Source organism: Microbispora sp. H10670 (assembly GCF_014161385.1).
Lineage (GTDB): Bacteria > Actinomycetota > Actinomycetes > Streptosporangiales > Streptosporangiaceae > Microbispora > Microbispora triticiradicis.
The window spans coordinates 252,160-278,347 of record NZ_JABBWW010000007.1 but is presented as its reverse complement, the minus strand read 5'-3'; the positions used below and the strand labels follow the sequence as shown (position 1 = coordinate 278,347).

25 protein-coding genes are annotated in these 26,188 nt (G+C 72.3%); 18 read left to right on the top strand and 7 right to left on the bottom strand.

Going from position 1 to position 26,188, the window contains the following annotated elements:
* The first annotated feature begins 172 nt into the window (after positions 1-172).
* Positions 173-1,927, top strand: a complete 1,755-nt coding sequence (locus HHX33_RS13395) for a proline--tRNA ligase (RefSeq protein ID WP_182874858.1) — start codon at positions 173-175, stop codon at positions 1,925-1,927.
* A gap of 44 nt (positions 1,928-1,971) precedes the next feature.
* Here HHX33_RS13395 and HHX33_RS13390 read toward each other — a convergent pair whose 3' ends face one another.
* Positions 1,972-2,577, bottom strand: a complete 606-nt coding sequence (locus HHX33_RS13390) for a ferritin-like domain-containing protein (protein ID WP_310741355.1) — start codon at positions 2,575-2,577, stop codon at positions 1,972-1,974.
* Positions 2,570-3,100: a hypothetical protein gene (locus HHX33_RS13385; protein ID WP_182874856.1), complete on the bottom strand. Its 531-nt coding sequence runs from the start codon at positions 3,098-3,100 to the stop codon at positions 2,570-2,572. The genes HHX33_RS13390 and HHX33_RS13385 overlap by 8 nt, the downstream gene beginning before the upstream one ends.
* A gap of 160 nt (positions 3,101-3,260) precedes the next feature.
* Here HHX33_RS13385 and rimP point away from each other — a divergent pair, with 160 nt between their 5' ends.
* The 13 genes from rimP (at position 3,261) to dapB (ending at position 17,633) form a co-directional block, all read left to right on the top strand.
* Complete coding sequence (gene rimP / locus HHX33_RS13380; RefSeq protein WP_182874855.1) at positions 3,261-3,821, top strand: ribosome maturation factor RimP; 561 nt, start codon at positions 3,261-3,263, stop codon at positions 3,819-3,821.
* 23 nt (positions 3,822-3,844) lie between these two features.
* Positions 3,845-4,834 (top strand): transcription termination factor NusA, encoded by a 990-nt coding sequence (nusA, locus tag HHX33_RS13375; protein ID WP_204287092.1) that lies wholly within the window; start codon positions 3,845-3,847, stop codon positions 4,832-4,834.
* Positions 4,818-5,120: a YlxR family protein gene (locus tag HHX33_RS13370; protein ID WP_117410499.1), complete on the top strand. Its 303-nt coding sequence runs from the start codon at positions 4,818-4,820 to the stop codon at positions 5,118-5,120. Before nusA ends, HHX33_RS13370 begins: the two co-directional genes overlap by 17 nt.
* 187 nt (positions 5,121-5,307) lie before the next feature.
* Positions 5,308-8,430 (top strand): translation initiation factor IF-2, encoded by a 3,123-nt coding sequence (gene infB, locus HHX33_RS13365; RefSeq protein WP_182874854.1) that lies wholly within the window; start codon positions 5,308-5,310, stop codon positions 8,428-8,430.
* 70 nt (positions 8,431-8,500) lie between these two features.
* Complete coding sequence (locus tag HHX33_RS13360; RefSeq protein ID WP_182874853.1) at positions 8,501-8,800, top strand: DUF503 domain-containing protein; 300 nt, start codon at positions 8,501-8,503, stop codon at positions 8,798-8,800.
* Between the two features lie 47 nt (positions 8,801-8,847).
* The gene (rbfA, locus tag HHX33_RS13355) at positions 8,848-9,342 is read left to right on the top strand and encodes a 30S ribosome-binding factor RbfA (RefSeq protein WP_182874852.1); all 495 of its coding nucleotides are present in this window, start codon (positions 8,848-8,850) and stop codon (positions 9,340-9,342) included.
* Positions 9,339-10,352: a DHH family phosphoesterase gene (locus HHX33_RS13350; protein ID WP_182874851.1), complete on the top strand. Its 1,014-nt coding sequence runs from the start codon at positions 9,339-9,341 to the stop codon at positions 10,350-10,352. Before rbfA ends, HHX33_RS13350 begins: the two co-directional genes overlap by 4 nt.
* Positions 10,353-10,361: 9 nt before the next feature.
* Positions 10,362-11,249 (top strand): tRNA pseudouridine(55) synthase TruB, encoded by an 888-nt coding sequence (truB, locus tag HHX33_RS13345; protein WP_182874850.1) that lies wholly within the window; start codon positions 10,362-10,364, stop codon positions 11,247-11,249.
* Between the two features lie 127 nt (positions 11,250-11,376).
* Positions 11,377-12,321, top strand: coding sequence for a bifunctional riboflavin kinase/FAD synthetase (locus tag HHX33_RS13340; protein ID WP_182874918.1), 945 nt, complete (start codon positions 11,377-11,379; stop codon positions 12,319-12,321).
* 161 nt (positions 12,322-12,482) lie between these two features.
* Entirely contained in the window at positions 12,483-12,752 is a 270-nt protein-coding gene (gene rpsO, locus HHX33_RS13335) for a 30S ribosomal protein S15 (RefSeq protein ID WP_111699759.1), read from the top strand.
* 283 nt (positions 12,753-13,035) lie between these two features.
* Complete coding sequence (locus HHX33_RS13330) at positions 13,036-15,381, top strand: polyribonucleotide nucleotidyltransferase (RefSeq protein ID WP_138461448.1); 2,346 nt, start codon at positions 13,036-13,038, stop codon at positions 15,379-15,381.
* Positions 15,378-16,688 (top strand): M16 family metallopeptidase, encoded by a 1,311-nt coding sequence (locus HHX33_RS13325; RefSeq protein WP_182874849.1) that lies wholly within the window; start codon positions 15,378-15,380, stop codon positions 16,686-16,688. The genes HHX33_RS13330 and HHX33_RS13325 overlap by 4 nt, the downstream gene beginning before the upstream one ends.
* 207 nt (positions 16,689-16,895) lie before the next feature.
* Complete coding sequence (gene dapB, locus HHX33_RS13320; protein ID WP_182874848.1) at positions 16,896-17,633, top strand: 4-hydroxy-tetrahydrodipicolinate reductase; 738 nt, start codon at positions 16,896-16,898, stop codon at positions 17,631-17,633.
* Between the two features lie 48 nt (positions 17,634-17,681).
* On the opposite strand, the gene HHX33_RS13315 is transcribed toward dapB, so the two are convergent.
* From HHX33_RS13315 to HHX33_RS13300, 4 genes are all read right to left on the bottom strand, one after another.
* The gene (locus HHX33_RS13315; protein WP_182874847.1) at positions 17,682-18,554 is read right to left on the bottom strand and encodes a 1,4-dihydroxy-2-naphthoate polyprenyltransferase; all 873 of its coding nucleotides are present in this window, start codon (positions 18,552-18,554) and stop codon (positions 17,682-17,684) included.
* 134 nt (positions 18,555-18,688) lie between these two features.
* Positions 18,689-19,291, bottom strand: coding sequence for a GNAT family N-acetyltransferase (locus HHX33_RS13310; RefSeq protein ID WP_111699755.1), 603 nt, complete (start codon positions 19,289-19,291; stop codon positions 18,689-18,691).
* A 38-nt stretch (positions 19,292-19,329) separates the two neighbouring features.
* On the bottom strand, positions 19,330-19,875 hold the full coding sequence (locus HHX33_RS13305; protein WP_182874846.1) for a CGNR zinc finger domain-containing protein: 546 nt from the start codon (positions 19,873-19,875) through the stop codon (positions 19,330-19,332).
* A 245-nt stretch (positions 19,876-20,120) separates the two neighbouring features.
* Positions 20,121-21,515: a PLP-dependent aminotransferase family protein gene (locus HHX33_RS13300; RefSeq protein WP_182874845.1), complete on the bottom strand. Its 1,395-nt coding sequence runs from the start codon at positions 21,513-21,515 to the stop codon at positions 20,121-20,123.
* Between HHX33_RS13300 and HHX33_RS13295 the strand changes: the two genes are divergently transcribed.
* Positions 21,514-22,437 (top strand): DMT family transporter, encoded by a 924-nt coding sequence (locus HHX33_RS13295; protein ID WP_182874844.1) that lies wholly within the window; start codon positions 21,514-21,516, stop codon positions 22,435-22,437. The two genes, HHX33_RS13300 and HHX33_RS13295, sit on opposite strands and share 2 nt — an antisense overlap.
* Positions 22,438-22,483: 46 nt before the next feature.
* Here HHX33_RS13295 and HHX33_RS13290 read toward each other — a convergent pair whose 3' ends face one another.
* The gene (locus HHX33_RS13290; protein ID WP_182874843.1) at positions 22,484-23,449 is read right to left on the bottom strand and encodes a quinone oxidoreductase family protein; all 966 of its coding nucleotides are present in this window, start codon (positions 23,447-23,449) and stop codon (positions 22,484-22,486) included.
* An 84-nt stretch (positions 23,450-23,533) separates the two neighbouring features.
* On the opposite strand from HHX33_RS13290, the gene HHX33_RS13285 reads away from it, so the two are divergent.
* The 3 genes from HHX33_RS13285 (at position 23,534) to HHX33_RS13275 (ending at position 26,176) form a co-directional block, all read left to right on the top strand.
* Positions 23,534-24,121 carry a TetR/AcrR family transcriptional regulator gene (locus HHX33_RS13285; RefSeq protein WP_182874842.1) on the top strand — a complete coding sequence of 196 codons (588 nt, stop codon included), beginning with the start codon at positions 23,534-23,536 and terminating at the stop codon, positions 24,119-24,121.
* A gap of 61 nt (positions 24,122-24,182) precedes the next feature.
* Positions 24,183-24,668, top strand: coding sequence for a MarR family winged helix-turn-helix transcriptional regulator (locus HHX33_RS13280; protein WP_111699749.1), 486 nt, complete (start codon positions 24,183-24,185; stop codon positions 24,666-24,668).
* A 77-nt stretch (positions 24,669-24,745) separates the two neighbouring features.
* The gene (locus HHX33_RS13275) at positions 24,746-26,176 is read left to right on the top strand and encodes an MFS transporter (RefSeq protein WP_182874841.1); all 1,431 of its coding nucleotides are present in this window, start codon (positions 24,746-24,748) and stop codon (positions 26,174-26,176) included.
* The last annotated feature ends 12 nt before the right edge of the window (positions 26,177-26,188 follow it).

The following is a 26,188-nucleotide window of genomic DNA, read 5'->3' as shown; positions in this document are numbered from 1 at the left end:
GGGCGCGCGTGGAGGGGAGGCGGCGGGTGCCCCGAGTCGATAGCCTTGGAGCACATCGTCTTCGTCTCCCACGCCGTCGCCGGGGGTCCGCGAGGAGATCCGCGCCGGGGTCTCCGGCCGCGGCGATCCGGAGGAGGCGTGGCGGGAGACCTCTCACGAGCAAGGAGTAGCCGTGCTGCTGCGTATGTCGACCCTGTTCCTGCGCACCCTGCGTGAGGATCCGGCGGACGCGGAAGTGCCGAGCCACAAGCTGCTCGTCCGCGCCGGCTACGTCCGCCGGGTCGCGCCCGGCATCTACTCCTGGCTGCCCCTCGGCAAGATCGTGCTGGAGAACGTCGCCCGGGTGGTCCGCGAGGAGATGGACCGGATGGGCGCGCAGGAGGTGCTGTTCCCCGCGCTGCTGCCCCGCGACTACTACGAGCCCACGGGCCGCTGGACCGAGTACGGCGACACGCTGTTCCGCCTGAAGGACCGCAAGGGCGCCGACTACCTCCTCGGGCCGACCCACGAGGAGATGTTCACCGACATGGTCAAGGGGGAGTACTCCTCCTACAAGGACTATCCGGTGACGCTGTACCAGATCCAGACCAAGTACCGCGACGAGGCGCGTCCCCGGGCCGGCATCCTCCGGGGCCGCGAGTTCGTGATGAAGGACTCCTACTCCTTCGACCTCGACGACGACGGCCTGAAGCGGTCCTACGAGATGCACCGCGACGCCTACATCCGCATCTTCGACCGCCTCGGCATCGACTACCGGATCTGCTTCGCCATGTCGGGCGCGATGGGCGGATCGGCCTCGGAGGAGTTCCTCGCGCCCTGCGCCACCGGTGAGGACACCTTCGTGGCCTGCCACAACTGCGGGTACGCGGCCAACGCCGAGGCGGTCGTCACGCCCGCACCGCCCGCGGTGACGGCCGAGCAGCCGGCCATGGAGGTCCTCGACACGCCCGGCACGCCGACGATCGAGTCGCTGGTGACGTACGTCAACGAGCGGTACGGCCTGGGCGTCACCGCTGCGGACACGCTGAAGAACCTCGTCGTCAAGGTCCGCACGCCGGGCTCCGACGAGGTCAGGACCGTGATCGTCGGCGTCCCCGGCGACCGCGAGGTGGACTTCAAGCGCCTGGAGGCCGCGCTCGCGCCCGGTGTGCCGGAGATCTTCGAGGCCGAGGACTTCGCCCGCCACCCGGGCCTGGTGCGCGGCTACATCGGCCCGCAGGTGCTCGCGGACCTCGGGATCACCTACCTGGTCGACCCCCGCGTCGTCGCCGGCTCGGCCTGGGTGACCGGCGCCAACGAGCCGGGCAAGCACGCCGCGCACGTGGTCGTGGGCCGTGACTTCCAGCCCGACGGCACGATCGAGGCCGCCGAGGTGCGTGCGGGCGACTCCTGCCCCCGCTGCGCGCACCCGCTGTCCATCGACCGCGGCATCGAGATCGGCCACATCTTCCAGCTCGGCCGCAAGTACGCCGACGCGGCCCACCTCGACGCGCTCGGGCCGGACGGCAAGCCCATCCGCATCACCATGGGCTCGTACGGCGTCGGCGTGTCCCGGGCGGTGGCGGTGCTGGCCGAGCAGCGGCACGACGAGCTGGGCCTGGTGTGGCCCAGGGAGGTGGCCCCCGCCGACGTGCACATCGTGGGCACCGGCAAGGAGAACCAGATCGAGGTGGCCAGCGAGCTCGCCGAGAGCCTGGAGGCGCGGGGACTGCGCGTGCTGGTGGACGACCGTCAGGGCGTGTCGCCGGGCGTCAAGTTCAAGGACTCCGAGCTGCTGGGCGTGCCCACCGTCCTGATCGTCGGCCGTGGGCTGGCCCAGGGTGTGGTGGAGCTGCGCGACCGGGGCGCCGGGACCAAGGAGGAGATCCCGCTGGACCAGGCCGTCGACCGCGTCCTCGCCGCCTGCCTCCCCGCCTCTCCCGCGTGATCTTCCGGTAGCCGGTAGGGCCGGGCCCCGGCCCTACCGGGCGATCACGACCCGGAGGGAGTGGCGTCGGGGAGTTCTGCGTCGGGTTGCGCGGTGCCGCTTTGTGTGGTGTCGGTTTGGGTGGCGCCGGTCGGTTCGCCGCCGGGCGGCCCGGCTTGAGTGGGACCGGCGTCGCGGCCGGGCATGCCGGGGAAGGCGCCGATCTCCGGCTGCCAGCCGTACGCGCGCGTCGCGCCCTCCTGCGCCGCCAGCGCGGCCAGCCGCCGCAGGGCGGGGTCGCGGTCGGCGGCGAGCTCCAGATAGGCGGTGACGACCCGCTGCTCCACGAGCACCGCCAGGCGCACCGCGTCGGACGGCGTGCGTACCTCGAATGGGAGGCCGTAGGAGGGTCCCGGCTCGGTGGGCGTGCCGCCGCGCTGGGTCATGAGGCTGCGCAACTGGTCGCGCCGCGCCCGATGGGCGTCGAAGGCCGCCGTCGCCCGGGCGCGCAGCCCGCCCTTCGTCCGCCCGCCGACGACTCCGTAGGCGTACACGGCGGCGTACTCGGCGGACAGGGCCCGGCCGAGGGCGCCGACGGAGGGCTCCGCGGCCGGGCTCAGCGCCGAACTCACAGCCGGGCTCGCGACGGGCGGGGTCGCGGGTTCAGCCACGCAGCCTCCCCAGGGCGACGACATGGACGGCCTCGCAGGCGCCGATGCTGGCCAGAAGCTGGGCGAGGGCGGGCGAGGCCGTAGTGGTCTGCGCGGGACGCGCCGCCGCCGCGGTCCGTTCGGCGTCCCTCAGCGCTTCTACGGAGACCTCGGGCGATTCGGAGGGCGATCCGGACGGCGCTGAGACCGGTGATCCGGAGGACGACGGGGCCGGCGTCGTCGGAGCGTTCCCGGCGGGCAGCAGCGCGCGCAGCGCCCGCGCGTGAGCCGCGTGCCGCTGCCGGAACGGCTCCAGCGCGGCGGCCCGGCCGGGCAGGGCGGCGACCGCGCGCCCGTACAGCGACACCAGCCGCTCCTTGTCCGCGATCAGCTCGCCGATCAGCACGGTCTGCGGGTCCGGAGGGGGTGGCGCGGCGGGCTTTCCCGGGCCGCTCGAACAGCCTCCCGCGGCGGCCAGGCCCGCCGCGGCGGCGACGCCCAGCAACGCGCGTCTGGTCACGAGTGCCCCGCCGCCGTCCTCCACGAGACAGCATCGTACGGCGCGCCGCCCACTGGTCCCCGCCCGTGACCGTGATGATCGTGTGCGTGTCGGATCGTCGCCCGGGTGTGGCGCAGTTTCCACCTCCCGGTGTCGATAGGCTGTTGGCACATCGGGCGAGTTACACGGTCATAGGGAGGTCGGCATGGGCAGCGATGCTCGACGCGGCCGCCTGGTCGAACTGCTCGGCCCGGTGGTCGCCGCCGAAGGGTTCGACCTGGAGGACGTGACGGTCACGCCGGCGGGCCGCCGGCGGCTGGTGCGCGTGGTGGTGGACCGGGACGGCGGCGTGAGCCTGGACGACGTGGCCGACGTGAGCCAGTCCGTCTCCAAGCGGCTCGACGAGGTGGACGTGCTCGGCGGCAGCGCGTACGTCCTGGAGGTCACCTCCCCCGGCGTGGACCGGCCGCTCACCGAGCCGCGCCACTGGCGCCGGGCGCAGGGGCGGCTGGTGCGGGCGGAGCTGCGTGACGGCACCTCGGTGGAGGGCCGCGTGACCGGCGCGGACGAGTCCGGTGTGGAGCTGGACGGCGCGCGCGACATCGCCTACGGCGAGCTGGTGCGCGGCCGTGTGCAGGTCGAGTTCAACCGGCGCGACGCCGGTCTCGAAGACGAACTCGACGACGAACTTGATGACGAACGTGACGAGGACCTCGATGTCGACGAGGACATCGCCGACGCCGCCGGCACCGGCGACGAGGGCTAGGGGGGAGCCTTGTGGACATTGACATGAGCGTCCTGCGCAGTCTGGAGCGGGAGAAGGACATCTCCTTCGACCTGGTCGTCAAGGCGATCGAGGACGCGCTGCTGATCGCGTACTTCAGGACCGAGGGCGCGGCGCAGAAGGCGCGCGCCGAGCTGGACCGCGACACGGGCCACGTGGTGATCTGGGCGGCCGAGCTGGGCGAGAACGGCGACGTCGTGCGCGAGTACGACGACACCCCGTCCAACTTCAGCCGGATCGCCGCCACCACGGCCAAGCAGGTGATCCTGCAGCAGCTCAGGGATGCCGAAGACGAGATCAACTTCGGCGAGTTCGCGAGCCGCGAGGGCGAGCTGGTGGCGGGCGTCATCCAGCAGGGCAAGGATCCGCGGGTGGTGCTGGTCGACCTCGGCAAGATCGAGGCGATCCTCCCGCACAACGAGCAGGTCCCCGGTGAGGAGTACGCGCACGGCGAGCGCATCCGCTGCTACGTCGTCCAGGTGAAGAAGGGCCCGAAGGGCCCGTCGGTCACCCTGTCGCGCACCCACCCCAACCTGGTGAAGAAGCTCTTCGCGCTGGAGGTCCCGGAGATCGCCGACGGCACGGTGGAGATCGCGGCCATCGCCCGGGAGGCGGGACACCGCACCAAGATCGCCGTACGGTCGCGCAAGCCGGGCGTCAACGCCAAGGGCGCGTGCATCGGCCCGATGGGCTCGCGGGTGCGCAACGTGATGACGGAGCTGCACGGCGAGAAGATCGACATCATCGACTGGTCCGAGGATCCGGCCGAGTTCGTCGGGAATGCCCTGTCTCCCGCGCGTGTTTCCCGTGTCGAGGTGGTCGACGCCGACGGCCGCATGGCGCGCGTCATCGTGCCCGACTACCAGTTGTCCCTGGCCATCGGCAAGGAAGGGCAGAACGCCCGCCTCGCCAACCGGCTGACCGGCTGGCGGATCGACATCCGGCCGGACACCGAGCAGGCCCCTGCTGATCCCGCCGATGCGTCGGCGAGGTAAGCTGGAATACGGTTGCCGGGCAGTCCCGCTGAGAACGTGTGTGGGCTGCCGGGTTCGCACGGTAAAGTCCGAGTTGCTCCGCCTGGTCGTGGTCGAGGACGTCATCGTCCCCGACGTGCGAGGACGGCTCCCGGGACGTGGTGCCTCGATGCATCCGTCCCCGCGCTGTCTGGAGCTCGCCGAGCGTCGGCGGGCGTTCCCTCGCGCGTTTCGCGCGCAGGGGCCGCTTGACACGTCGCTCTTGCGGGATCACCTGGAGGGGTTGACGCCGGAGCGGTCCGGGTGAATGGTTACCGCTGGTCCCCGGTATCGGCTCCGGGAATCAGGGCACGACGTAATTGTCATGTAGGACGCCGAGTTGATGGGCGGAGTCAGATTGCTATGAGCGCCTGATGAGCACGCGGCGATGAGTACGTTCAGGTAGCGACGGTCCGGCGGCACTGCAAGCCTCCCGGGCCGAGTTAGGGAGTGCAGTGGCGAAGGTCCGGGTATACGAGCTCGCCAAGGAGTTCGGGGTCGAGAGCAAGGTCGTCATGGCCAAGCTCACTGAAATGGGCGAGTTCGTGAGGTCGGCGTCCTCGACGATAGAGGCGCCGGTCGTCCGCAAACTGACCGAGGCGTTCAAGGGTGACGCCTCCAGGGGCGGGGGTAGGCCCGCCCGTCCGGCGCAGCCGAAGCCTGCGCCCAGGCCGGCTTCAGAGAGCCAGGTCAACGGGGGCGCCCCGCAGGCGCCCGTTTCCCAGTCCGGCGACACGGTCGCGAGGCCGGGCCCGAAGCCGGGTCCGCGACCCGCTCCGCGTCCGGTTCCGATGCCGCACCCGCCGGTTTCCCAGCCGGAGGCGGCGCGCCCCGAGACGCGCCCCGAGGCGGCCCGTCCGCAGGGGCCCCGTCCGGACGTCTCGCGTCCCGCCGCCTCAGGTCCGGCATCAGGCCCGGCCTCAGGTCAGAGGCCGGGTGGCGCCGGAGCGCCCAAGCCGGGCCCGAGGCCCGCGCCGGCGCCGCGCCCGGGTGGCGCGCCCGCCGGTTCCGGTGCGCCGAGCGGCGGCGCCCCGCGTCCGGGTGGGCCCAAGCCTGGCCCGCGCGGCCCGCGTCCGGGCAACAACCCGTTCTCCTCGACCGCCAGCGGCATGGGCCAGCGTCCCGCGCGGCCCGGCGGCCGTGACGGCGGACGTCCCGACCGAGGCGACCGTCCCGACCGTGGAGACGGCGCTCCTCGTGAGCCGCGCCGTGACGGCGGCCGTGACGGCGCCATGCCGCGTCCGCCCGCCGCACGTTCCGGCGCTCCGGGCGCGGGTGGTCCGCGTCCCGGCCCCGGGGGTCCGCGTCCCGGTCCGGGCATGGGCGGTCCCCGCCCGGGTCCCGGCGCCGGCGGTCCGCGTCCCGGGGGTCCGCGTCCGAACCCGATGATGATGCCCCAGGGCCGTCCGGCCGGGCCGGGCGGCGGAGGCCCGCGTCCCGGTGGCGGCGGCGGTCGTCCCGGTCCCGGTGGCGGCGGTGGCCGTCCGGGTGGCGGCGGTGGCCGTCCGGGTGGCGGCGGCTTCGGTGGCCCGCGTCCCGGTGCCACGACCGGTCGTCCCGGCGGGCCGGGCGGTGGTCCCGGTGGCGGTGGTGGCGGCGGCGGCTTCGCCGGTCGTCCCGGTGGTGGCGGCGGCCGTGGCCGCGGCGGTGGCACGGCGGGCGCGTTCGGGCGTCCGGGAGGCCGTCCGACCCGTGGCCGCAAGTCCAAGCGCCAGAGGCGCCAGGAGTTCGACAACATGCAGGCCCCGGCGATCGGCGGCGTGCAGGTCACACGTGGCGGCGGACAGACGATCCGCCTGCCGCGGGGTGCGTCCCTGGCGGACTTCGCCGACCGGATCGGTGCGAACCCGGCCTCGCTCGTGCAGATCATGCTGCACCTCGGCGAGATGGTGACCGCGACCCAGTCGGTCAGCGAGGAGACGCTCCAGCTTCTGGGCGCCGAGCTGGACTACGACGTCCAGGTCGTCAGCCCGGAGGAGGAGGACCGCGAGCTCCTCGAGTCCTTCAAGATCGAGTTCGGTGAGGACGAGGGTGACGAGGGCGACCTCGCGCCGCGCCCGCCGGTCGTGACCGTCATGGGTCACGTCGACCACGGTAAGACGAAGCTGCTCGACGCGATCCGCCACACCAACGTGGTGGCCCGCGAGGCCGGCGGCATCACGCAGCACATCGGCGCCTACCAGGTGGGGACCACCCACGAGGGCGAGCCGCGGAAGATCACCTTCATCGACACCCCCGGTCACGAGGCGTTCACCGCCATGCGTGCCCGTGGTGCGCAGGCCACCGACATCGCGGTGCTGGTGGTCGCGGCCGACGACGGTGTGAAGCCGCAGACGATCGAGGCGCTGAACCACGCCCAGGCGGCGGACGTGCCGATCGTGGTGGCGGTCAACAAGATCGACAAGGAGGGCGCGGACCCGACCAAGGTGCGGGCCCAGCTCACCGAGTACGGCCTGGTGGCCGAGGAGTTCGGTGGTTCCACACTCTTCGTGGACATCTCCGCCAAGCAGGGCATCGGCATCGACGGCCTGCTGGAGGCGATCCTGCTGACCGCGGACGCCGAGCTCGACCTGCGGGCGAACCCGGACATGGACGCCCAGGGCCTGGCCATCGAGGCGCACCTCGACAAGGGCCGCGGCCCCGTGGCGACCGTGCTCGTGCAGCGCGGCACGCTGCGGGTGGGCGACTCGATCGTCTGTGGCGAGGCGTTCGGCCGCGTCCGGGCGATGCTGGACGACAACGGGGAGACGGTCGATGAGGCCGACCCCTCGCGTCCGGTCCTGGTCCTCGGTCTGACCGCCGTCCCGCGCGCGGGCGACAACTTCATCGTCGTCGGCGACGACCGGATGGCCCGTCAGATCGCCCAGCAGCGGGCGGCCCGGCAGCGCATCGCCGACATGGCCAGGTCCGGCCGCCGGCGTACTCTCGAGGAACTGTTCAAGGACCTCGAGAAGGGCCAGGTCGACGAGCTCAAGCTCATCATCAAGGGTGACGTCTCCGGTTCCGTCGAGGCCCTGGAGGACGCGCTGCTCAAGATCGACGTGGGCGAGGAGGTCAAGCTCCGCGTGCTGCACCGCGCCGTCGGTGCCATCACGGAGTACGACGTCAACCTCGCGATCGCCGACGACAACGCGGTCATCATCGGCTTCAACGTGCGGCCCGAGGTCCGGGCCCGCGACCTCGCCGAGCGCGAGGGCGTCGACATCCGGTACTACTCGGTCATCTACCAGGCGATCGAGGAGATCGAGGCGGCCCTCAAGGGCATGCTCAAGCCGGAGTTCGAAGAGGTCAGGACCGGCACGGCCGAGGTCCGCGAGGTCTTCAAGGTTCCGAAGATCGGCAACGTCGCCGGTTCGATCGTCCGTACGGGCGTGATCACCCGCAACAGCAAGGCACGGCTCATCCGCGACGGCGTCGTGGTGGCCGACAACCTCACCGTCTCGTCGCTGCGCCGCTTCAAGGACGACGCGACCGAGGTCCGCGAGGGCTTCGAGTGCGGTATCGGTGTCGGTTACAACGACATCAAGGTCGAGGACGTCATCGAGACGTTCGAGATGCAGGAGAAGCCGCGCGTCTGACGCATCGAGCCGCCGCCCCCGCACGTGTGCGGGGGCGGCGGTCGGTCGTCTTCACCGTGGTGAGACACACATGTTCATCGGTGCACTAACTCTTGACGTCCTGCTCGGCGACGTCCGCTCGCTGAAGCAGAAGCGCTCCGTGGTCCGGCCGATCATCGCCGAGATCCGGCGGCGTTTCCCCGCCGTCGCCGTGGCCGAGGCGGGGCATCTCGACCTGCACCGGCGCGCCGAGATCGGCGTGGCCGTGGTGTCGGAGTCGGCGGCCAACTGCGACGAGGTGCTGGACGCCTGTGAGCGGGTAGTCGCCCACCACCCCGAGATCGAGCTGCTGTCGGCGCGGCGGCGGCTCTTCAACGACCACGAGGAATAGACGGCCGGGCCCCCGCGTCAGCCGTACAGATACGAGGGAGCGTGAGCATGGACGCAGCGCGTGCCAGAAAGCTGGCCGACCGCATCCAGCAGGTGGTGGCGGAGATGCTGGAGCGGCGGATCAAGGATCCGCGGCTGGGGTTCGTGACGGTGACCGACACCCGGGTCACCGCGGACCTGAGCGACGCGACCGTCTACTACACGGTCTTCGGTTCTGAGGCGGAGCGGGCCGACTCGGCCGCCGCGCTGGAGAGCGCCAAGGGCATCATCCGCTCCGAGGTCGGCCGGCAGACCGGCCTCCGGCACACCCCCACCCTCTCGTTCGTGCACGACCCGCTCCCCGACAACGCCCGCCACATGGACGACCTGTTCGCGCTGGCCAGGGCCAAGGACGCCGAGGTCGCCAAGCAGGCCGAGAGCGCGCAGTTCGCCGGGGAGGCCGACCCCTACCGCTTCGAGGACGACCTCGACGCCGAGCCGGACGAGGCGGTCGAGGAGGGCGAGGAGGAGCCCAGCGACCGCGCGGGACGCCCCGCCCGGTGACCGCGACCGCGATCGGCGAGCCGGACTGGCGGCGGGCGGCCGACCTCGTCGAAGGCGCCGGCACACTGGCGCTGGCCTGCCACGTCTCCCCGGACGGGGACGCCCTGGGCTCGATGCTGGGCCTCGGGCTGGCGCTGGCGCGGTCGGGGAAGAAGGTCGTGGCGTCCTTCGGCGACCGGGTGTTCGAGGTGCCACGGCTGCTGCGGTTCCTGCCCGGGCAGGACCTGCTCGTGGAGCCCGCGGCCTACCCCGCCGAGCCGGAGCTGATGATCACTTTCGACGCGTCCACGATGGAGCGGCTGGGCCTGCTCGCGCCGCACGCGGGCAAGGCCGGCGAACTGCTCGTGATCGACCACCACGTGTCGAACACCAGGTTCGGGACGGTCCACCTGGTGGATCCTTCGGCGGCCTCCACCACGATGGTGGCCGAGGAACTGATCCACCGGCTCGGGCTGCCGGTGGACCGATCCGTCGCCACCTGCCTGTACGCGGGACTGGTGACCGACACCGGCTCGTTCCGGCACTCCGTCACCACGCCGGCCGCCCACGCCATGGCGGGCCGGCTGCTGGAGACCGGGCTCCGCCCGGAGGAGCTCGCCAGGGAGCTGTGGGACCGGTCGCCGTACGCGTACCTGCCGGTGCTGGGCGCGGCGCTCGGACGGGCCAGGCTGGAGCCGGACGCCGCGGGCGGCCACGGGCTGGTGTGGACCTACGTGACCCGCGCCGACCGCGCCGCCCAGGGCCTGCCGTACGACGAGGTGGAGGGCGTGATCGACGTCGTGCGCCGGGTCGACGAGGCGGAGGTCGCCGTCGTGCTCAAGGAGGACGACGCCGGCGGCTGGAACGTCTCGACGCGGTCCAAGGGCGTGGTCGACGTGGCCCGCGCCTGTGCCGCCCTCGGCGGCGGCGGGCACGCGCGGGCCGCGGGGTTCTCCTCGGCGCTGGCCGTGGCGGACACGATGGCCGCGCTGCGCCCCCTCCTCATCCCGCCCTCTCCTCACCTCGCATAGGACTGTGCCGTGACAAGAAGGACCCCGCCGCCGAGCGGGCTGATCATCGTGGACAAGCCCTCGGACTGGACGTCCCACGACGTCGTGGGCAAGATGCGCGGCATCGCCGGCACCCGCAAGGTCGGCCACGCCGGCACGCTCGACCCGATGGCGACCGGCGTGCTGGTCATCGGCGTGGAGAAGGCGACCCGCCTCCTCGGGCACCTCGCGCTGACCGAGAAGGTGTACGAGGCGACGATCCGCCTCGGGGCCTCGACCAACACCGACGACGCCGAGGGCGAGGTGACCGCCACCACTCCCGCCGGCCACGTGACCGACGAGGACCTCCGTGCGGGCGTCGCCGCGCTCACGGGCGAGATCATGCAGGTGCCGCCGCAGGTGAGCGCCATCAAGGTGGACGGGGAGCGGGCCTACAAGCGGGCCCGGGCGGGGGAGGAGGTCGCCCTGGCCGCCCGGCCGGTCACGGTGCGCGCCTTCGGGATCGGGGAGATCAGGCGGACCCCGGAGACGGTGGACCTGGACGCGGTCGTCACGTGTTCCAGCGGCACCTACATCCGGGCGCTGGCCCGCGACCTCGGCGCGTCGCTCGGCGTCGGCGGCCACCTCACCCGGCTGCGCCGCACCCGGGTCGGCCCGTACGGCATCGAGTCGGCCCGCACGATCGAGGACCTGGCCCGCGAGTGCGTGATCATGCCGATGGCCGACGCGGTGGCGGCGGCCTTCCCCCGGCGGGACGTGGCGGAGGAGGAGGCGCGGCTGGTCGCGCACGGCGGGCGGCTGCGCGCGGCGGGTCTCGGGCCGGGCCCGGTCGGCGTGTTCGGGCCGGACGGCGCGCTGCTGGCGCTGGCCGAGGAGCGTGACGGGGCGGCCCGGCCTTTGGTGGTCTTCGTCTCCTGAGACCGGGGCTGGTTCCCGCGCGGCCGCCCGGGCATGGCAGGCTGTCTACTGCGCGCGAGGGCGTCCGGGAGGGCGATCCGGGCCGCCTCGCCGGAGGCGGGGCACATGGATGCGAAGCGAGGTCGAGGTGCAGAGCTGGCACGGGCTGGACGAGGTCCCGCAGGACTGGGGCAGGTCCGTCGTCACCATCGGCGTGTTCGACGGTGTCCATCTCGGTCACCAGCGCATGGTGACGCGAACGGTCGGCATGGCCGGTGAGCTCGGGCTGCCGGCGGTGGCCGTGACCTTCGACCCGCATCCGGAGGAGGTCGTCCGGCCGGGTCACCAGCCGCCGCGCCTCACCACCACCCCCCGCCGGGTCGACCTGCTCTTCTCGCTCGGCGTCGACGCGGTGTGCGTGCTGCCGTTCACGCTGGAGTTCTCCCGCATGACGCCGGACGAGTTCGTGCAGACCGCCCTGGTCGACCGCCTGCACGCGGCCGGTGTCGTGGTGGGGGAGAACTTCCGCTTCGGTCACAAGGCGGCGGGCGACCTGGAGACGCTGCGCACGCTGGGGGAGAAGTACGACTTCACGGCCGAGGGGGTGCCGCTCGTCAGCGACGGCGAGGCCATCTCCTCCACCCGGATCCGCGAGCGGCTCTCCACCGGTGACGTCGCGGGCGCGGCGGCCCTGCTCGGCCGCCCCCACCGGGTGGAGGGCGTGGTGGTCCGCGGCCACCAGCGGGGCCGCGCGCTCGGCTTCCCGACCGCCAACGTCGAGTCGCCGCAGCAGACCGCCGTCCCCGCCGAGGGCGTCTACGCCGGGTGGCTGGAGTGCTTCCAGTCCCCCTCGCCGTACGAGGGGGAGCGCTGGCCCGCAGCGATCTCGATCGGGACCAATCCCACCTTCGACGGGGTGGAGCGCACGGTCGAGGCGTACGCGCTGGACCGCGACGACCTCGACCTGTACGGCGCGCACGTAGCGGTGGACTTCGGCGAGCGGCTGCGCGACACGCTCAGGTTCGACTCGATCGAGGCGCTGATCGAGCAGATGCACCAGGACACGGCACGGGCCCGCGCGTTCACGTCGTGACGCACCGCGACGGAGTGCCGCCGGCACCTGGTAGGGTTGTATGTCAGCCATGTTCGGGTGGTGTTCTCCACCCCGGCTGTCTGTCACGGCGACTGTAGGCACGCACGGTCGTTCGCGGGCTTGAAGTGTCGCGCGTGCCATCTCACCAGAACGGAGAAGCAGTGTCGCTCGACGCCGCTACCACCAAGACCATCATCAGCGAGTACGGCACCACCGAGGGTGACACCGGGTCCCCGGAGGTTCAGATCGCGCTTCTCAGCAGGCGGATCAGCGACCTGACCGAGCACCTGAAGACCCACAAGCACGACCACCACAGCCGTCGTGGTCTGCTCCTGCTGGTCGGCCGGCGCCGCCGGCTGCTGAAGTACCTGCAGGCCAAGGACATCACCCGCTACCGCTCCCTGATTGAGCGGCTGGGCCTTCGCCGATAAGGTGAGGAAGGAGCGGCGATTCCTCGCCGCTCCTTTTCCATAACCAGGCCACAATGGCCTGAGCGAGACAACTGAAGAGCCGAGACACAGTGCCCCGCGTCCGCAAGCAAGCCGCAGCGCGATCCCGCGGCGTGAGAGGGCCGGTCCTCGGTAGTGGCCCCCGGTCGGCACGGCGACAGCCGTGCGGACGGACCGGGCGCTTCGATCGAAGACCGGCACTGCACCTGAACGGGGAGCCCGGCAACCGAGACGCGGGAGACCGATCCGAAGAAGGAGGTCCCCCGTGGAGGGTGTCCACAGCACGGAGGCCGTTATCGACAACGGCCCCTTCGGCACGCGTACGATCAGGTTCGAGACCGGCCGGCTGGCCCGGCAGGCCGCCGGCAGCGCGGTCGCGTACCTGGACGACGAGACCATGATCCTGTCCGCGACCACCGCGTCCAAGCATCCCAAGGAGAACCTGGACTTCTTCCCGCTCACCGTCGACGTCGAGGAGCGGATGTACGCGGCGGGCCGCATCCCCGGCTCGTTCTTCCGCCGGGAGGGCAGGCCGTCGGAGGACGCGATCCTCACCTGCCGCCTCATCGACCGGCCGCTGCGCCCGTCGTTCGTCAAGGGCCTGCGCAACGAGATCCAGGTCGTCGCGACGATCATGGCTCTGCACCCCGACCACCTGTACGACGTGGTCGCGATCAACGCGGCGAGCATGTCGACGCAGCTCGCCGGGCTGCCGTTCTCGGGCCCGATCGGCGGCGTGCGGGTCGCGCTCATCGACGGCCAGTGGGTGGCGTTCCCGACCCACGTCGAGCTTGAGCGTGCCACGTTCGACATGGTCGTCGCCGGCCGCACGCTCGCCGACGGCGACGTGGCGATCATGATGGTCGAGGCCGAGTCGACCCGCGACACGCTGAAGCTGGTCGCCGAGGGCGCGGTCGCCCCGACCGAGGAGGTCGTGGCCCAGGGCCTGGAGGCCGCCAAGCCGTTCATCAAGGTGCTCTGCGACGCGCAGTCCAAGCTGGCCGAGGTCGCCGCCAAGGAGACCGCCGAGTATCCGATCTTCCTCGACTACCAGGACGACGCCCTGGAGGCCGTGACCGCCGCCGTGAAGAGCGAGCTGGCCTCGGCGCTGACGATCGCCGGCAAGCAGGAGCGCGAGCTGGAGATCGACCGGGTCAAGCAGCTCGCGGCCGAGAAGCTGCTGCCCGACTTCGAGGGCCGCGAGAAGGAGATCGGCGCGGCGTTCCGGTCGCTGACCAAGAAGCTCATGCGCGAGCGGGTCATCAGCGAGGGCGTCCGCATCGACGGCCGCGGGCCCAAGGACATCCGGCAGCTCAACGCCGAGGTCCACGTCGTGCCGCGGGTGCACGGCTCGGCCCTGTTCGAGCGCGGCGAGACCCAGATCCTGGGCATCACCACGCTGAACATGCTGCGCATGGAGCAGATGATCGACACGCTCAATCCCGAGCGGACCAAGCGCTACATGCACAACTACAACTTCCCGCCGTACTCCACGGGTGAGACGGGCCGCGTCGGCTCGCCGAAGCGCCGCGAGATCGGTCACGGCGCGCTGGCCGAGCGGGCGCTGATCCCCGTGCTGCCCACGCGCGAGGAGTTCCCGTACGCGATCCGGCAGGTGTCGGAGGCGGTCGGGTCGAACGGCTCGACCTCGATGGGGTCGGTCTGCGCCTCCACGATGGCGCTCCTCGACGCGGGCGTCCCGCTCAAGGAGATGGTCGCGGGCATCGCGATGGGTCTCATCGGCGAGGGCGAGAACTTCGTCACCCTGACCGACATCCTCGGCGCCGAGGACGCGATGGGCGACATGGACTTCAAGGTCGCCGGCACCAAGGACCTGATCACCGCGCTCCAGCTCGACACGAAGCTGGACGGCATCCCGGCCCACGTGCTCGCCGCCGCGCTGAAGCAGGCGAGGGGTGCCCGGCTGGCGATCCTCGACGTGATGCAGGAGGCCATCGACGCCCCGGCGGAGATGAACCCGACCGCGCCGCGGATCATCACGATCAAGGTCCCGGTCGACAAGATCGGCGAGGTCATCGGCCCCAAGGGCAAGATGATCAACCAGATCCAGGACGACACGGGCGCCGAGATCACCATCGAGGACGACGGCACGATCTACATCGGCGCCACCGACGGCCCGTCCGCCGAGGCCGCCCGCACGCTGATCAACGGCATCGCGAACCCGCACATGCCGGAGGTCGGCGAGCGCTACCTGGGCACGGTCGTCAAGATCGCCGCGTTCGGCGCGTTCGTCTCGCTGCTCCCGGGCAAGGACGGCCTGCTGCACGTCTCGCAGATCCGCAAGCTGCACGGCGGCCGGCGGATCGAGAACGTCGAGGACGTCATGAACGTCGGCGAGAAGATCCAGGTCGAGATCGCCGAGATCGACTCGCGCGGCAAGCTCTCGCTGGTCCCGGTCGAGGTGGTCGAGAAGGAGGCGGCCGAGAAGGCCGCCCGTGCCGAGAACGGCGCCGCGGAGGACGGCGGAGCCGAGGAGACCGGCGCCCCGGCCGCCGAGGCCGCCGCCGCGCCGCAGGAGGAGGAGCAGCCGCGGACGCCGCGCCGCAGCCGCAGCCGCACCCGCGGTGGGCGGGACGAGCGCAACTCGTGACGACCGAGACGCTGTTTCCGGGCAAGGAGGGTGCGGGGGTCGTCCGCCGCACCGTCCTGCCCGGCGGCCTGCGGGTCGTGACGGAGACGATGCCGACCGTGCGCAGTGTCGCGGTCGGCATGTGGGTGGGCATCGGCTCGCGTGACGAGGCCCCCGAGCACATGGGGGCCACCCACTTCCTGGAGCACCTGCTCTTCAAGGGCACGCCCACCCGGGACGCCATGGAGATCTCGGCGTCCATCGAGGGCATCGGCGGTGAGATCAACGCGTTCACCGCCAAGGAGTACACCTGCTACTACGCCCGGGTGCTCGACGAGGACCTGCCGCTGGCGATCGACGTGCTCGCCGACGTGGTGACCTCCTCGCTGGTCACCGAGGAGGACGTGGAGTCGGAGCGCGGCGTGATCCTGGAGGAGATCGCCATGCACGACGACGATCCCTCCGACGTGGTGCACGAGCAGTTCTCCACCGAGTTGTACGGCGACACGCCGATCGGCCGTCCGATCCTCGGCAACGAGGACTCGATCAACGCGCTCACCCGTGACCGCATCCACGAGTACTACCAGCGGTTCTACGTCCCGCCCCGCACCGTGGTGTCGGTGGCGGGCAACGTCGACCACGAGCGGGTGGTCGCGCTGGTCGCGGCGGCCTACGAGCGGGCGGGCGCGTTGGGCGGCTCCGCCGCGCCGGCGCAGCCGCGCATCGGCGGGCCCGGCGTGGACGTCCGGAGCGGCGTCCGGGTGCTCGACCGGCCCACCGAGCAGGCCAACCTGGTCCTCGGCATGACCGCGGTCTCCCGCAACGACGACCGGCGCTTCGCCCTCGGCGTCCTGAACGCGGCGCTCGGCGGCGGCATGTCGTCGCGCCTGTTCCAGGAGATCCGGGAGAAGCGCGGCCTGGCCTACAGCGCCTACAGCTACACCTCCCAGTACGCCGACACCGGCCAGTTCGGGATCTACGTGGGCTGCCTGCCCTCGAAGATCGACGATGTGCTGAAGATCTGCCGCGACGAGCTGGGCCGGGTCCTGACCGAGGGCATCTCGCCCGAGGAGATCGCCCGCGGCAAGGGCCAGATGCGGGGCGGGCTGGTGCTCGGCCTCGAGGACACCGGGTCGCGCATGTCCAGGATCGGCAAGAGCGAGCTCGTCTACGAGCGGCTCATGACGGTGGACGAGGTGCTGGGGCACATCGAGGCGGTCACCCCCGAGGAGATCGCCGCGGTCGCCCAGGACGTCCTCAACCGTCCGCTGACGCTCGCCGTCATCGGGCCGTACGCGGACAAGGACTTCGGCTCCGCCATCGCCTGAGCGCGTCGTGAGGCCGTCGTAAGCCTGTCGCGAGCCCGCGTCGCGGGCTGTGGAGGCCGCGTGTGGTGCACCTCGCACCGCACGCGGCCTTCTGCGTTCCCGTGCGCACTTCCCCTGGCCGCACTTCCCATCCACGCTCCCCGCCCGTGCCTCCCGTCCGTGCCTCCCCTCCGCCGTCACGGCCGCCGGGCGCTATAGCCTTGGCGCGTGATTAAGGTCGGTGTTCTGGGCGCCCGAGGGCGCGTGGGTGTGGAAGTGTGCAAGGCCGTGACCGCGGCCGACGACCTGGAGCTCGTGGCGGAGGTCGACAAGGACGACAAGCTCGACGCGCTGAGCGGCGCGGAGGTGGTGGTGGACTTCACCCACCCGGGCGTCGTCATGGACAACCTCGAATGGTGCATCTCCCGCGGCATCCACACGGTCGTCGGCACGACCGGGTTCGACGAGGGGCGGCTGGAGACCGTGCGCGGCTGGCTGGCCGCCAATCCGGGGACGAACTCGCTCATCGCCCCCAATTTCGGCATCGCCGCCGTGCTGATGATGCACTTCGCCGCGCAGGCGGCCAAGCACTTCGAGTCGGTCGAGATCGTCGAGCTGCACCACCCGCACAAGGCCGACGCGCCCTCCGGCACCGCCCGCCGTACGGCCGAACTGGTGGCGCGGGCGCGGCGTGAGGCGGGTCTCGCTCCCTCTCCCGACGCGACCTCCACCGCGCTGGAGGGCGCCCGGGGCGCGACCGTGGACGACGTCCACGTGCACGCGGTGCGGCTCGCGGGACTCATCGCGCACCAGGAGATCATCTTCGGCGGCGAGGGGGAGACCCTCACGATCCGTCACGACTCGATGAGCCGCGCCTCGTTCACGCCCGGCGTCCTGCTGGGCGTACGGCGGGTGGGGGGCCTCGACGGCCTCACCGTGGGCCTGGAGCACCTCCTCGACCTGTAGCTGCGCCGTACCCGGCGGGCAGGGTGGTCCCCTGCCCGCCGCAGGCGGTCAGAACAGGGCCAGGCCGAGGGCGAACAGCGCGCCGAAGACGAGTTGCAGGCGGCCGGTCTGCTGCAGGGTCGCGATGAGGGCGGGGCCCGTCGCGCCCGAGCGGACCGTCCTGACGGGGGTCACCACGAGGGGGAGCGCGAGCACGGTCAGCGCGGCGAAGGGCCGCACCGGCACCAGGGCGAGCGCGCACACGAACGGCAGCACCAGGGCCGCCGCGTAGGCCAGCCGGGTCCGGGTGTCGCCCAGCACCACCGCCAGCGTGCGCTTGCCGGACGGCCCGTCGGTCACGATGTCGCGCAGGTTGTTGACCACGAGGAGCGCGCAGGCGAGCAGCCCCACGGGCACCGCCGCGGCCAGCGACAGCCAGGTCAGGTGCTCCACCTGCACGTACGTCGTGCCGGCCACGGCCACGAGGCCGAAGAAGACGAAGACCGAGAGCTCGCCGAGCGCGCGGTAGCCGTACGGGCGGGATCCACCCGTGTAGAACCAGGCAGCCAGGATGGACGCGAGGCCGACCAGCAGCAACCACCAGGCGCGGGTGACGACCACCAGCACCAGCCCCGCGACGGCGGCGGCGAGGAAACAGGCCAGGGCGGCGGCGAGCACCCGCTTCGGCGCCGCGACGCCCGAGCCGACCAGCCGCAGCGGTCCCACCCGGTCCTTGTCGGTGCCCTTGACGCCGTCGCTGTAGTCGTTCGCGTAGTTGACGCCGACCTGCAGCGCCAGTGCGACGAACAGGGCGAGCAGGGCCCGCCACCAGACCGCGCCGTCCTGTGCGACCGCGACGCCGGTGCCGACGGCGACCGGGACGACGGCGGCAGGCAGCGTGCGGGGGCGTGCGCCCGCTAACCATTGAGCTGGGGTGGCCACGTGACTCCCTTTTCCTACCTCTGCGTAGCCGGTGAAGGCGTCACCAGTCTGGCCAATCCCCTGCGGAGTGCCGACAGCGGGGTTGGCGGACGGGACGGGCGGCGGCGGGAGGCGGGCGAAGTTGACGCGAGTGGTCAGCTGATGTCGGTGGTCAGGCGGATCATCCGGATCGGGCGGCCCATGTCGAGCACGCGCTCGGCCTCGTCCTCGCCCCAGCCGGCCGACTCCAGGAAGCCGAGCATCTGGTGGTTGTCGGCGAAGACCCAGGTCACGACCGTGCTGTAGCCGTCCTCGCGGAGATGGTCCACGGTGGCGTTGAGGAGTCTGCTGCCGTGCCCGCGCCTGATGTGGTTGGGGTCGACGAGCAGCGTCATCAACTCGGCCGTCGTGGCCGGATGAAGGTCGGGATCCTCGGCGGGTCCGTGCGAAGCCAGCCCCACGACCCGGTCGGAGGCACGCTGCGCCGCGGTCGCCAGAATCCCGCCGGGCCCGAGCGCGGTGAACGCGTCGGTGTCGGGCACCACCCGCTCGACGGCGACGAGCAGGCGGTGACGCGGCGTGGGCGGCGAGAGGATCGCCTCCTCCCACTGGCGGCGCCACATCTTCTCCGCCGCCGGACCCGTCATGTGCTCCAGCGGGACCGGTGGCAGGAAGTCGCGGTAGACCGCTCTCCACGCCCGGATCTGGGTGCTGGTCACCGCGTCGACGTCCTCGAGGCGGGCAGCTCTCACACCCATTCGGCGGGCTCCTTTCTTAGCGTGTAACACCGTACTGGTCAGGAGGGCCTCGCCGTGCCGTCCGCCTGGCGTCGTGCCCGATATGCCCGGGTTTTTGTGCGGTTTCCGCAGACGCGCATGGAGCACCAGGAGCGAGACCGGTTTTTCGAGGAGTCGATGAACGCCCACTGGCACGTGCTCTCGGCGCAGACCTTGAGCCGTGACCAGGTGCCGTCGGCGTGGGCCGCCGGGATCTGCGCGGCGAGCCGCGCCAGGCCGCCCGCGACTCCGGACGCCACCGGCTCCAGCGTGGGTGCGCCCCCCGAGAGCGTCACGCGCACCGGAAGACCGGCCAGCGCCGCCTCCAGGCTCTCCGGCCCGTCGTACGGACCTCCGTCGTGGTTGCGGCGCAACGCGGCGCGCAGTCCTTCGCGCAGGTGGGCGGCGACCGCGAGGTCCTCGTCGGAGGCCCGGTCGCCGTCGCCGGTCAGCCCGCGTTCGCGCAGCCAGACGGACAGGTCGGCCGGCGATGCCAGCTCGTCGGCGTCTCCCTCGACGTCGTAGGTGTTAACGAAGTCGCGGAGCAGCTCCGCCGGGCCCGTCATGATCGATCACCCCTCGTGACCACTGTACGACAGTCGGAGGTCGCGAAATACCAACACCTCCATAAGCGTTACACTGGTGTCTACAATTCCGGTCGAGGAGGATCCCATGCGCATCAGCTACCTGGCCTACCTGGCGCTGCGGAACAAGGAGCGCCGCGAGCGCCTGTCGCGTGACGCGCGCGAGCCCCGGCCGGACCGCCGGGGCCGGTGACGCCGGTGTCGTCCGTGTCACCCTGTCACCCGTGTCACTGTGGGAGGACGGCGGCGAGGCGGCGCACGCCCTCGTCGAGTTCGGCCGGGCTGGCGGGGGCGGTGTGGGTCAGCCGCAGCCGCGGGCCGGGAGGCTCGGCGGGGTAGTAGATCCGTCCCGGGCTCACCAGAACGCCGTTCGCCTGCGCTGCCTCGGTCGTCGCGGCCTCGTCCGTGCCGGGCGGGAGCCGTACCCACACGTGCAGGCCGCCGGGGGGCACCAGATGCACCTCGGCGGCGGGCGCGTGCCGGGCGAGCCCGGCGAGCAGCGCGGCCTGCCGTACGCCGATCTCCTGGTGGACCACGCCGAGGTGGCGGCGCCAGGCGGGGGAGGCGAGGAACTCCAGCGCCGTCTCCTGCAGCGGCCGGGCGACGAAGAACGACTCCACCACCTGCGAGGCCCGCAGCCGGTGCGCGGCGGGTCCCCGCGCGACCAGCGCCGCCACCCGCAGGCTCGGTGAGGTGATCTTGCTCAGCGACAGGACGTGCACCACCGTCCCGTGCGTGTCCATGGCGGCCATGGGCGGCGGGACGGGACCGGTCGCCAGATAACGCGCGTAGTCGTCCTCGACGACGAAGGCGCCCGCGGCCCGGGCCACGGCCAAAACCTGTTCCCTGCGCTCGTGGCCGAGGGTCGCGCCGGTGGGGTTGTGCAGCGACGGCTGGCAGTAGAACACCCGCGCCCCGGTCATGGCGAAGGCCTCCGCCAGCAGGTCGGGCCGTACTCCCTCGCCGTCGAGCGGCACGGCCGTGGCCCGCAGCCCGGCCGCCCGCGCCGCCGCGAGCGCGCCCGGGTAGGTGGGGGTCTCCACCAGGACCGGCGAGCCCGGCGCGGCGAGCGCCCGGAACGCGTGCGTGAGCGCCGACTGGCCGCCGCTGACGACGAGCACGTCGTTCGGGGTGACCGTGCCGCCGACCTCCGCGGCGAACCACCGGCGCAGCTCAGGCAGGCCGTTCACGGGCGGCATCGCCCACGTCTCCGGACGGCGTACGGCTCTCGCCGCGGCGGCGGCCAGGGCCCGCGCCGGGCGCAGCCCGGGGTTCAGGTAGCCGCCGGTGAGCGGCACGACGCCCTCGGCCGGCTGGGCCAGCAGGCCGGCCACCGCCGAGTCGTCGACGACCCGGTCGCCGAGCGCCACCGTCTGCCAGGACGAGTCGGGCGCCTCCGCGACGGTGTGCCGGGCCGGGGCGACGAACACCCCCGCCCCGGGCCGGGTGACCACCCGTCCCTCCGCCGCGAGCTGGGCGATGGCCCGGGAGACGGTCACCGGGCCGACGCCGTGGCGGCGCATGATCTCCCTGCTCGGCGGCAGCCGCTCGCCCGGCCGCGACCGTTCCGTCTCCGTACGGAGGATCGCGGCGAGACGGACGATACTGCTATCGTCATTCATGAAATATAACGATAGCGCTATCGTTGTCCGGCCGATAGCGGCCACTCGGCAGGGAAACTGGCGGGGCAGTCTGCTCGCGGGGTTGGGTGTCCTGTCGTTCTCGGGGTCCTTGCCGGCGACCGTGTTCGCGATGCGGGGGTTCGACCCGTACCTCGTCGCGGTCGGGCGGGCCGTGGTCGCGGCGCTCGCCGCGGTGATCTGCCTCAAGGCCGCCGGTGCGCCTCTTCTGCCGCCCCGCGCGCACCTGCGGCCGTACGCGCTGATCGTGCTGGGCGTCGTGCTGGGTTTCCCGCTGTTCAGCGGCCTGGCGCTGAACAGCGGGGCGAGCACGGCCCACTCGGCGGTGGTCATCGGCCTGCTCCCGGCGGCCACGGCCGTGTTCGCGGTGCTGCGGGCCGGGGAGCGGCCGAGGCCGCTCTTCTGGGCCGCCTGCGCGGCCGGCGCGCTGTCGATCACCGTGTTCACCCTGACGCGGGGGACCGGCCGCCTCGCCGGGGCCGACGTGCTGCTCGTGCTCGCCCTGCTGTCGGCCGCCGTCGGCTACACGGAGGGCGGCAGGCTGGCGCGGGAGACGCCCGGCTGGCGGGTCATCTCGTACGCCCTCGTGCTCGCGGCCCCGGTCACCGTCCCCGTGACGGTCGTGCTGGCGGTGACCACGCCGGCGGCGCCCTCGGCCGAGTCGCTGGCCGGCTTCGCGTACGTCGCGCTGGTGTCGATGTTCCTCGGGTTCATCCCCTGGTACGCCGGGCTCGCGAGGGGCGGGATCGCCCGCGCCGGGCAGATCCAGCTCGCGCAGCCGCTGCTCAACCTGGTGTGGGCCTGGCTGCTGCTGAACGAGGAGATCGGTGCCGCGACCGTCACGGCGGCCCTGGCCGTGCTCGTGTGCGTCGCCGCCACACAGGCCGGCCGCCGCGCCTCGTGAGCCGGGCTCTGGCGCTGTGTTCACGGCGCTGTGTTCACGGCGCTGTTCACGGTACGAGGACGACCTTGCCCACGGCGGTCCTCGCCTCGATGCGCCGGTGGGCCTCGGCGGCGTCGGCCAGCGGCAGCACCGAGTCGACCTGGGGGCGCAGCCCGCCCCGGGCCGCCAGGTCCAGCACCTCCGCGCGGGCGGCCAGCACGCGGGGGAGCCACCCCTCCGGTCCGCCGCAGCCGACGAGGGTCAGGCCGCGCTGCAGCAGGTCCATCGGTGTGAAGGCCGGCGGGCCGCCGAGGAGGCCGTACAGCAGCATGCGCCCGGTGCCCGGGGTCATCGCGTCGAGTACCCGCCCGGCGGACGCGCCGCCGAGCGACTCGAAGACGACGTCGACCGTGCCGCCCGCCTCCCGCAGCCGCTCGGTCCAGCCGGAATCGGTGTGGTCGAAGACGTCGTCGGCGCCGAGCTCCCTGGCACGCTCACATTTGGCGGCGCCGCCCGCCGTGGCCAGGACGCGGGCGGCGCCCATGGGCCGGGCAAGCTGCGCGAGGTAGCCCCCGACGCCCCCGCCCGCCACCTCGGCCAGGACCGTTTCCGTTCCGGTGAGGCCGGCCGTACGCAGGAGGGTCGTCGCCAGGGCGCCCTGGACGGCGACCGCCACCGCGTCCGCCGAGGTCAGGGAGTCCGGCACGGGAACGAGGGCGTCGGCGGCGGCCGTGACGTACTCCGCGTACGTGCCTTCGCCGGTCGCATTCATGATCGCGACCCGGCGGCCGACGAGGCCGCCGTCCACCCCTGCGCCGGCCTCGGCGACGACGCCCGCCGCTTCGAAGCCGAAGGTCGAGGGGAGCGGACGGGGCATGGGGAAGAGCCCCGAACGCATGGCGGTCTCGTAGTAGGTCACGCCCACGGCCTCCGTGCGGACGAGCACCTGTCCCGGACCCGGCGCCGGAGTGGGCACCTCCTCCAGCGTGAGGACCTCGGGGCCCCCGGTCTTGTGCATCACGATCGCGCGCATGAGCGCTCCTAACTGGACCATTGGTCAAGTTCTGTCGCCGCTACTATACGGACCACAGGTCCAGTTGTCACCAGGGGGTCCCGGATGGGCGAGCAGCGCGCGGAACGCGCCGACGCGGCGCGGAACCGGCGTGCGATCCTCAGGGCCGCGGAGGAACTGCTGCGCCGTCACGCTCCGGACGAGGTGTCGATCGAGCGGATCGCCGCCGCGGCGGGCGTCGGCAAGGGCACCGTCTTCCACCGCTTCGGCAGCAGGGTCGGCCTGATGCGCGCGTTGATGGAGGAGCGAGTGCGGACCTTCGGGGAGGCCGTCGCCGGAGGTCCTCCTCCACTGGGTCCCGGTGCGCCGTCCCGCGACCGTCTGGTCGCCTTCCTCGACGCGGTGGTCGTGCTCGCCGCCCGCAACGGGAGGCTGATCACGGCGCACGACCACGCGCTGGCGACCCGGCGGCACGCCGAGGGGCGCCTCACGGACAACCCCGTCTATCTGTCCTGGCACGCGCACGTCATGTCGCTGGTCGCCGAGGCCCGGCCCGATCTCGACGCCGATCTCGTCGCCCACGTCCTCGTCGGCTCGCTGCACAACGAGGGGGTCGCGCGACTGCTCCTGGCCGGGGAGGTCGAGCGGGTCGCCGCCGGGATGCGGGCGATGGCGGAGTCCCTCCTGCGGTGACGCCGCCCTCCTGGATCTCTTGGAGATAATCCCGAACCGGACGAATTGGTAGCCTGGGCGCATGACCGCACTGGCGCCCTCCCGGACCGAACCCGATCTGTCCTTCCTGCTCGACCACACGGGCCACGTGCTGAGGACGCGGATGGCGGCGGCGCTGGCGGAGATCGGGCTGACCGCGCGCATGCACTGCGTGCTCGTCCACGCGTTGCAGGAGGAGCGCACACAGATCCAGCTCGCCGAGATCGGCGACATGGACAAGACCACGATGGTGGTCACCATCGACGCCCTGGAGAAGGCCGGCCTCGCCGAACGCCGGCCTTCGAGCGCGGACCGGCGGGCCAGGATCGTCGCGGTCACGGACAAGGGCGCGCAGGTGGCGAAGCGGAGTCAGGAGATCGTCGACGAAGTGCACCGGGCCGCCATCGAGTCGTTGCCGAAGGAGGAGGCTGAGGTGCTCGTCCGGGCGCTGAACCACCTGGCCACGGGGCACCTGGCCACTCCGGCGGAGGCGCCCCAGGCCGTGCGCCGGGCGCGCCAGCGAGGATGATCGGTCTCCGGTAGATAGTCTGCAACAAAACTATCTGCTACGGTCCTTCCTGTTCCCTCATGAACAGGAGGCGACCGATGTCGCGCATATCCCCCTCCCGTCGGCTGGCGCTCGGTGTGCTGTCCACCGCGATGCTGATGACGATCCTCGACGGCAGCATCGTCACCGTGGCCCTGCCCGCGATCCAGCGCGATCTCGGTTTCGCGCCCGCCGAGCTGAGCTGGACGGTCAACGCCTACCTCATCGCGTACGGCGGGTTGCTCCTGCTGGCCGGACGCCTGGGCGACCTCCTCGGCCGCAGGGCGGTGTTCCTGGCCGGCAACGTGGTCTTCACCATCGCGTCCCTGCTCGCCGGGGTGGCGGTAAACCCGGCGACGCTGATCGGCGCCCGGTTCCTGCAGGGCGTCGGCAGCGCCATGGCCACCGCGGTCGTGCTGGGCATTCTGGTGACGACCTTCACGGACCCGGGGGAGCGGGCCAAGGCCTTCGGGGTGTTCGGCTTCACCGGCGCCGTCGGAGCGTCACTGGGCGCGGTGCTTGGCGGCGTCCTCACGGACGCCCTCGGCTGGCACTACATCTTCCTGATCAACATTCCGATCGGTGTGGTCACCGTCGTGCTGGCCGTCCGGGCGCTGCCGGCGGAACGGGGGCCCGGCCTGTCGGGCGGAGCCGACGCCCTCGGCGCCCTGCTGGTCACGGCCGGGCTCATGCTGGGCATCTACGCCGTGGTCCAGATCGAGCGGTACGGCGTGCGCGTCCTGTGGTTCGGCGTGGCGTCCCTCGTGTCGCTGGCCGCCTTCCTCGTCCGTCAGGCGACCGCCCGCACTCCGCTCATGCCGCTGCGGGTCCTCCGCTCTCGTGCCGTCGCCGGGGCGAACCTGGTGCAGGTCCTGGCGCTGGGCGCCATGTTCGCCTTCCAGGTCGTGGTCGCGCTGTTCATGCAGCAGGTGCTGCGGTACGGCGCGCTCGGCACGGGCCTGGCCATGCTTCCAGCGGCGGTGTCCATCGCGGTGGTGTCCCTGTTCGTCTACCCCCGGCTGACCATGCGCTTCGGCGCGCGTACCGTCCTGCTGGCGGGTCTGGCGCTGCTGATCGGCGCGATGGGCTGGCTCGCCCGCGTTCCCCTCGACGCCCGCTACGTGACCGACCTGCTCCCGGTGATGGTGCTCATCATGGGCGGCGGCCTCGTGCTCCCGGCGCTGACCGCGCTCGGCATGTCCGGGGCCCGCGCCGACGACGCGGGTCTGGTCTCGGGACTGTTCAACACGACTCAGCAGATCGGGATGGCGACCGGCGTCGCGGTGCTTTCCACGCTGGCCGCGTCGCGGACGGAGGGCCTGCTCGCCGACGGGGCGAGCGGGGCGGTGGCGCTGACCGGGGGTTACCGGCTGGCCTTCACCGTGTCCTTCGGCCTGCTGATCGCCGCCTTCGCGGTCGGGCTCCTCGTCCTGCGGCGGCCTCGGGCGGACGTCGGGCACGATGCGGCGCTCCAGCCCGAGCGGGCGTGACCACCGTTTCGA